5 protein-coding genes are annotated in these 5690 nt (G+C 66.6%); 4 read left to right on the top strand and 1 reads right to left on the bottom strand.

The window, feature by feature from the left end; translation table 11 throughout:
* Positions 1-353: 353 nt before the first annotated feature.
* Positions 354-1250 carry a thioredoxin gene (gene trxA / locus ABWP92_RS16050; protein ID WP_353236408.1) on the bottom strand — a complete coding sequence of 299 codons (897 nt, stop codon included), beginning with the start codon at positions 1248-1250 and terminating at the stop codon, positions 354-356.
* A gap of 321 nt (positions 1251-1571) precedes the next feature.
* Here trxA and purE point away from each other — a divergent pair, with 321 nt between their 5' ends.
* From purE to ABWP92_RS16030, 4 genes are all read left to right on the top strand, one after another.
* The gene (gene purE / locus ABWP92_RS16045) at positions 1572-2069 is read left to right on the top strand and encodes a 5-(carboxyamino)imidazole ribonucleotide mutase (RefSeq protein WP_353236407.1); all 498 of its coding nucleotides are present in this window, start codon (positions 1572-1574) and stop codon (positions 2067-2069) included.
* On the top strand, positions 2066-3241 hold the full coding sequence (locus ABWP92_RS16040) for a 5-(carboxyamino)imidazole ribonucleotide synthase (RefSeq protein ID WP_353236406.1): 1176 nt from the start codon (positions 2066-2068) through the stop codon (positions 3239-3241). Before purE ends, ABWP92_RS16040 begins: the two co-directional genes overlap by 4 nt.
* A gap of 2 nt (positions 3242-3243) precedes the next feature.
* The gene (locus ABWP92_RS16035; protein WP_353236405.1) at positions 3244-4239 is read left to right on the top strand and encodes an L-threonylcarbamoyladenylate synthase; all 996 of its coding nucleotides are present in this window, start codon (positions 3244-3246) and stop codon (positions 4237-4239) included.
* An 89-nt stretch (positions 4240-4328) separates the two neighbouring features.
* Entirely contained in the window at positions 4329-5285 is a 957-nt protein-coding gene (locus ABWP92_RS16030) for an SGNH/GDSL hydrolase family protein (RefSeq protein ID WP_353236404.1), read from the top strand.
* Positions 5286-5690: the final 405 nt, after the last annotated feature.

Genomic DNA, 5690 nt, shown 5'->3' with positions numbered 1-5690 from the left:
CCACACAGCATGCGGCGGCCATGCGATGGCATGGCGCCACAGGCTGGCGGCGCTGCCGGCATCACTTGCGCGCTCGCCGCTTTCTCAGAACGTGTTTACGATCTCTACGCAGCCGCGTTGGAGTGCAATCGGGATGAGTTCGAAGCGATGGTCCGCAGCTTGCACCGGGGTGCAAGCAAGGGCCAGCGCGCAGAAATCGCCCGATTTCACTCCAACCCTGCGGGACAGTGGCTTTGCGGGCGGTCTGCGGCGTTGCAAATCCTCGCAATAGCACGGCTATTGCTGCGGTATTGCGCCTTGCATCCCATCCCGCAAAGCCGCTGTCGCGGCGCGAGGAGATCGTCAACACGTTCTCAGCTCAGCACCACGCTGGAGAGGCGGCGGCGATAGGTCGCCACGGTGGGATCCTCGGGCGGGATCTGGCCATCGGCCACCTTGACCCTGGGCGGCTCGATGAGTTCGAGAATCGCCACGTACAGCTTGCGTGCCGCGCCTTCGCTCCAATCCTTGTCGCGCATGAGGATGTCGAGCAGCTCATCCATCGCCTCGGTCCATTTCTGCCCGGCGAGGAGCTTGCGGGCGCGGCCCATCCTGGCTTCGAAGTCACGCTTGTTGGCGGCGATCCGCGCGTCGAAGTCGGCCATCGCGCCGCTTTGCGCCGAAAAATCGAGCGCATCCATCCAGGCCTTGAGGGCGCTGAGCTTGCGCGACGTCTCCGCCTTGGCGATCACCGGCGCGAAAGCCACCTTGGCATCGTCCTCGCGGCCTTGCTGCAGCAGCAGCTTCACATAGTCATAGCGCGCATCGTCATTGGCGGGATCGGTGGCCACCGCGTGCTGATAGCGCTCCAGGGCCGACTCGGCATCCTCGGACGCCAGCGCTTCCTGTGCATCGGCCACGTCGTCCTGCGCCTGGGTTTCTTCGGCGCTCGGCACGTGCTTGTCCAGGAACGCCTTGACCTGGGATTCGGTCTGCGCGCCCATGAAGCCATCCACCGGCTGGCCGTTCTTCATCAGGATGCAGGTGGGAATGCTGCGAATGCCGAAGGCGCCGGCCAGTTCCTGCTGCTGATCGGAGTCGATCTTCACGAGCTTGAATCGGCCGGCATATTCGGTCTCGACCTTCTCCAGGATCGGCCCCAGCGTCTTGCAGGGGCCGCACCAGGGCGCCCAGAAATCCACCAGCACGGGCGTCTGCATCGACGCGGCGATGACTTCGGATTCAAAATTTTCTACGGTGACATCAATCATGGCAAAACCCGGTGACGTGGAGGATGTGCGCGGCGGCGGTCCGTGCCGCCACGCCATGGAAAACGATATGCAGGAGGCAATCAGCCTGTACGAATGGAACAGATAGGGCCGCGCCGGGAATTCGCAAGCCGGGCCAGCCCTTCGCCTCCTTGCATCGCAAGGGCCTCATTCTCCAGCATATTCATGGGGTAGCGGAAAGCCGCGCAAACCGCCAGAGCTTGCGGCACAACTGCGGGCCATTGCACGGAAGGCCCGCACAAAAAGTAAAATCGCGGGTTCCACCCCAGCGGGGCCGGTCCAAGCCGCCCTCGCACATACACAATGAAATCTATCCAAATCGGCGTGGTGATGGGCTCCAGCAGCGACTGGGACACCATGCAGCACGCAGTCGCCATCCTCGAACAATTCGGCATCGCCCACGAGGCGCGCGTCGTCTCGGCCCATCGCATGCCGGACGACATGTTCCGCTATGCGGAAGCCGCCGCCGGCCGTGGGCTCAAGGCCATCATCGCCGGCGCGGGCGGAGCCGCCCACCTCCCCGGCATGATCGCCGCCAAGACCACGGTGCCCGTGCTCGGCGTGCCGGTGGCGAGCCGCCATCTGCAAGGTGTCGATTCGTTGCATTCCATCGTGCAGATGCCCAAGGGCGTGCCGGTGGCGACGTTCGCCATCGGCACCGCTGGCGCCGCCAATGCGGCGCTGTTCGCCGTGGCGCTGCTGGCCAATGAAGACCCCGCACTGCGCGAGAAGCTCGAAGCCTTCCGCGAGGAGCAGACCAGCGCGGCCCGCGCCATGACCTTGCCGCCGGTGTCCGCATGAGCGCGCGCGACGATTCACGGGTGATCCTGCCCGGCGCCACGCTGGGCGTGCTCGGAGGCGGACAACTGGGCCGCATGTTTGCGCAAACCGCGCAGGCGATGGGGTATTTCACCGCCGTGCTGGACCAGGACGGCACCAGCCCCGCGGGCCTGGTGAGCCACCATCACATCCGCGCCGGATACGAGGATGCCCAGGGACTGGCCGAACTGGCCCGGCTGTGCGCCGCCGTCACCACGGAGTTCGAGAACGTGCCCGCGGGCTCGCTCGAGAGGCTGGCCGGATCGCTGCCGGTCTCGCCCGCCGGCTCCGCCGTGGCGATCGCGCAGGACCGCGCGGCCGAAAAGGCGCATTTCGTGAAATGTGGCGTACCCTGCGCGCCCTATGCCGTGATCGACACGGCCGAGCAGCTCACCGCCGTCAACGATGCGCTGCTGCCCGGCATCCTGAAGACCGCCCGCATGGGCTACGACGGCAAGGGCCAGGTCCGCGTGAAGACGCGCACGGAGCTTGAGGCCGCATGGGAGCGACTGGGCCGCGTGGGCTGCGTGCTGGAGAAGATGCTGCCGCTCGCGCTCGAATGCTCGGTGATCGTCGCACGCGGCCGCGATGGCTCCATCGTGAATCTGCCGGTGCAGCGCAACCTGCACCGCGACGGCATCCTGGCCGTGACCGAGGTCTATGCGGGCAACCTGCCCGCGACTCAGGTCGAGAAAGCGATCGCCGCCGCCAAGTCCGTGGCCATCGGCCTGGACTATGTCGGCGTGCTCTGCGTGGAATTCTTCATCCTGAGCGACGGCATGCTGGTGGTCAATGAGATCGCGCCGCGCCCGCACAACAGCGGCCACTACAGCCAGAACGCCTGCGACGTCTCGCAGTTCGAGCTGCAGGTGCGCTGCATGGCCAACCTGCCGCTGACGCAGCCGCGCCAGCACAGCCCGGCGATCATGCTGAATCTGCTGGGCGACCTGTGGTTCAAGGATTCGGCGCAAGCCCGGACGCCCGCCTGGGACCAGGTGCTGGCCCTGCCCGGCTGCACGCTGCACCTCTACGGCAAACACGAAGCCAAGCGCGCGCGCAAGATGGGCCATCTGAACATCACCGCGGCAACGCCCGAAGAGGTCCGCGCGACGGCGCTCAAGGCGGCCGCGATCCTGGGCATCGAGCCATTCTGACCATGATTCTCGACGGACGCCTCCAGGAGTCGATCGATACGGCAGCCCGTGCGCTGCAAGGCGGCAGGCTGGTGGGCATGCCCACCGAAACCGTTTACGGCCTCGCCGCCGACTCGGACAACGACGCCGCCGTGGCGCGGATCTTCGCCGCCAAGGGCCGGCCCGCCAACCATCCGCTGATCGTGCACGTGGCCGATGCGAAGGGCATCACCCGCTATGCCAAAGAGGTGCCGGTATTCGCGCAGCAGCTGATCGACGCCTTCTGGCCCGGACCGCTCACGGTGATCCTGCCGCGCCTGCCGGATGCGGCCAGGGCGTCCACCGGAGGACAGGACAGCGTCGGCCTGCGCTGCCCGTCGCACCCGGTCGCGCATGCGTTGCTGGCGGCCTGCCGCGAACTCGATCCGCCGGTATGGGGCGTATCCGCGCCCAGCGCCAACAAGTTCGGCCGCGTGAGCCCGACGACGGCGCGGCACGTGGCCTCGGAGTTTGGCGACGACCTGCTGGTGCTCGACGGCGGCGCCTGCGAAGTCGGCATCGAATCGACCATCGTGGACTGCACGCGCGGCGTGCCGGTGCTGCTGCGCCCCGGCGCCATCACCCGCGAGGATATCGAAGGCGCCTGCGGCCTGCGCCCGCTCTCCAGGGAAGAGATGCCCGAACATACGCCGCGCGCCTCGGGCACGCTGCTGGCGCACTATGCGCCCAGCGCCAAGGTGCGGCTGATGAGCGCCCGGAAGATCCAGACCGCGCTCGAGGTTCTCGGCAAGGACGCCGCCCACATCGCGGTCTACTCGCGCTCGCGCATGCTCACCCCCGCAAAAACCGTCACGCTGCGGCGCATGCCGGACGACCCGCTGGCCGCCGGGCAGGAACTATTTGCCGCGCTGCGTGACTTCGATGACGCCAAGGTCAAACTCATCTGGGTGGAAACTCCGCCAGAATCGGATGGCTGGGAGGGCGTTCGGGACCGCCTGCAACGCGCCGCGGCTGCCTGATGCGGCGCGCTGCCTACAGTTTGTAGCGGATGCACCGCCCTTCGTTCACACGCACTAGTTACACTCACCACATCGTTTTGGAGAAATTTATGGCAGCAAATTGGATGCGCCGCACTTTCGTGGCAGCGGCATGCGCATCGGCAGCCCTGCTCACGGCTTGCGGCTCCAGCAGCGTGGACTCGGCAATCAGCCCCGACCGCTTCGTCGTGTTTGGCGACGGACTGGCCGACCAGGGCCAACTGGGACACTCGTTCACAGTGAACGACGGCACCATCAACAGCTGGCCCGCGGAGTTCGCCTCGCGCTACGACGTCACGCTGACGCCGTCATCCCAAGGCGGCACCAATTACGCCTATGGCAACGCCCGCATTGCCCAGACTCCGGACGCCGCCGGCAATGCCGGCACCCCCACGGTGGTCCAGCAGATCGACACCTTCCTGGGCTCGAGCCAGTTCACCTCGAACGATCTGGTCGTGATCAGCGCGGGCGTGAGCGATGTGATCGCCAACACCATGGCATACCTGAATGGCACCATCACCGAAGATGAGCTGATGGCCAACGCCGCCCAGGCCGGCGCCGACCTGGCAGCCCAGGTGACCCGCGTGATCAACGCCGGCGCAACCCACGTGGTCGTGACCGGCACGTTCGACCTGAGCCGCACGCCCTGGGCCAAGCAGATCGACAAGGAGCAGCTGCTCACGCAGGTCATGCTGGCGCTGAACAACCGCCTGAAGATCGACATCAATTCGCTGGGCGGCAAGCGGGTGCTGTACGTCGATGCGGCCTACCAGGTGAACCTGTTCCAGGGCAGCCCTGGCAGCTACGGCTTCCAGAACAGCGACGTCGCGGTGTGCACGTCGGTGGACTCCGGCCCGGGCATCGGAACCGGCAACAACCAGATCAGCTCCGCCCTGTGCACCCCCAATACGGTGCTGCCGAACAGCAGCTACAACCTGTACGTGTTCGCCGACAACGTCTATCTGACCCCCGAAGCCAACCGCCGCCTTGGCGATTACGCGCACGACATCGTCGTCCAGCAATGGTGATCTGACGGGAGGGCGCGGCCATCGCCGCGCCCCGCGCACAGATCCGGGAAAACGCCACGGGCGGCTGCCGCTGAAACCGGCCGCCGCCCGCGGCGTTTCTGTTTCTCATCTTTCGACCATCCGGCCCCCCAACAGCAAAAGCCCCACGCTTCCCCGCTGCGCGCGGTCCGCTGCCCCCCCACGGGGGCACTTTTTGTCTTGGGGCGGCCCTACGACAAAACAAAGCCCCCACGCTTCCCCGCTGCGCGCGGTCCGCTGCCCCCCGAGGGGGCGCTTTTTGTCTTGGGGCGGCCCTACGACAAAACAAAGCCCCCACGCTTCCCCGCTGCGCGCGGTCCGCTGCCCCCCGAGGGGGCGCTTTTTGTCTTGGGGCGGCCCTACGACAAAAAACCGGCCTTGAAGGCC

The organism is Diaphorobacter ruginosibacter (assembly GCF_040396215.1).
Taxonomy (GTDB): Bacteria; Pseudomonadota; Gammaproteobacteria; order Burkholderiales; family Burkholderiaceae_C; genus Diaphorobacter_A; species Diaphorobacter_A ruginosibacter_A.
The sequence above is the reverse complement of the archived record's forward strand: the minus strand, read 5'-3'. Positions and strand labels throughout refer to the sequence as shown.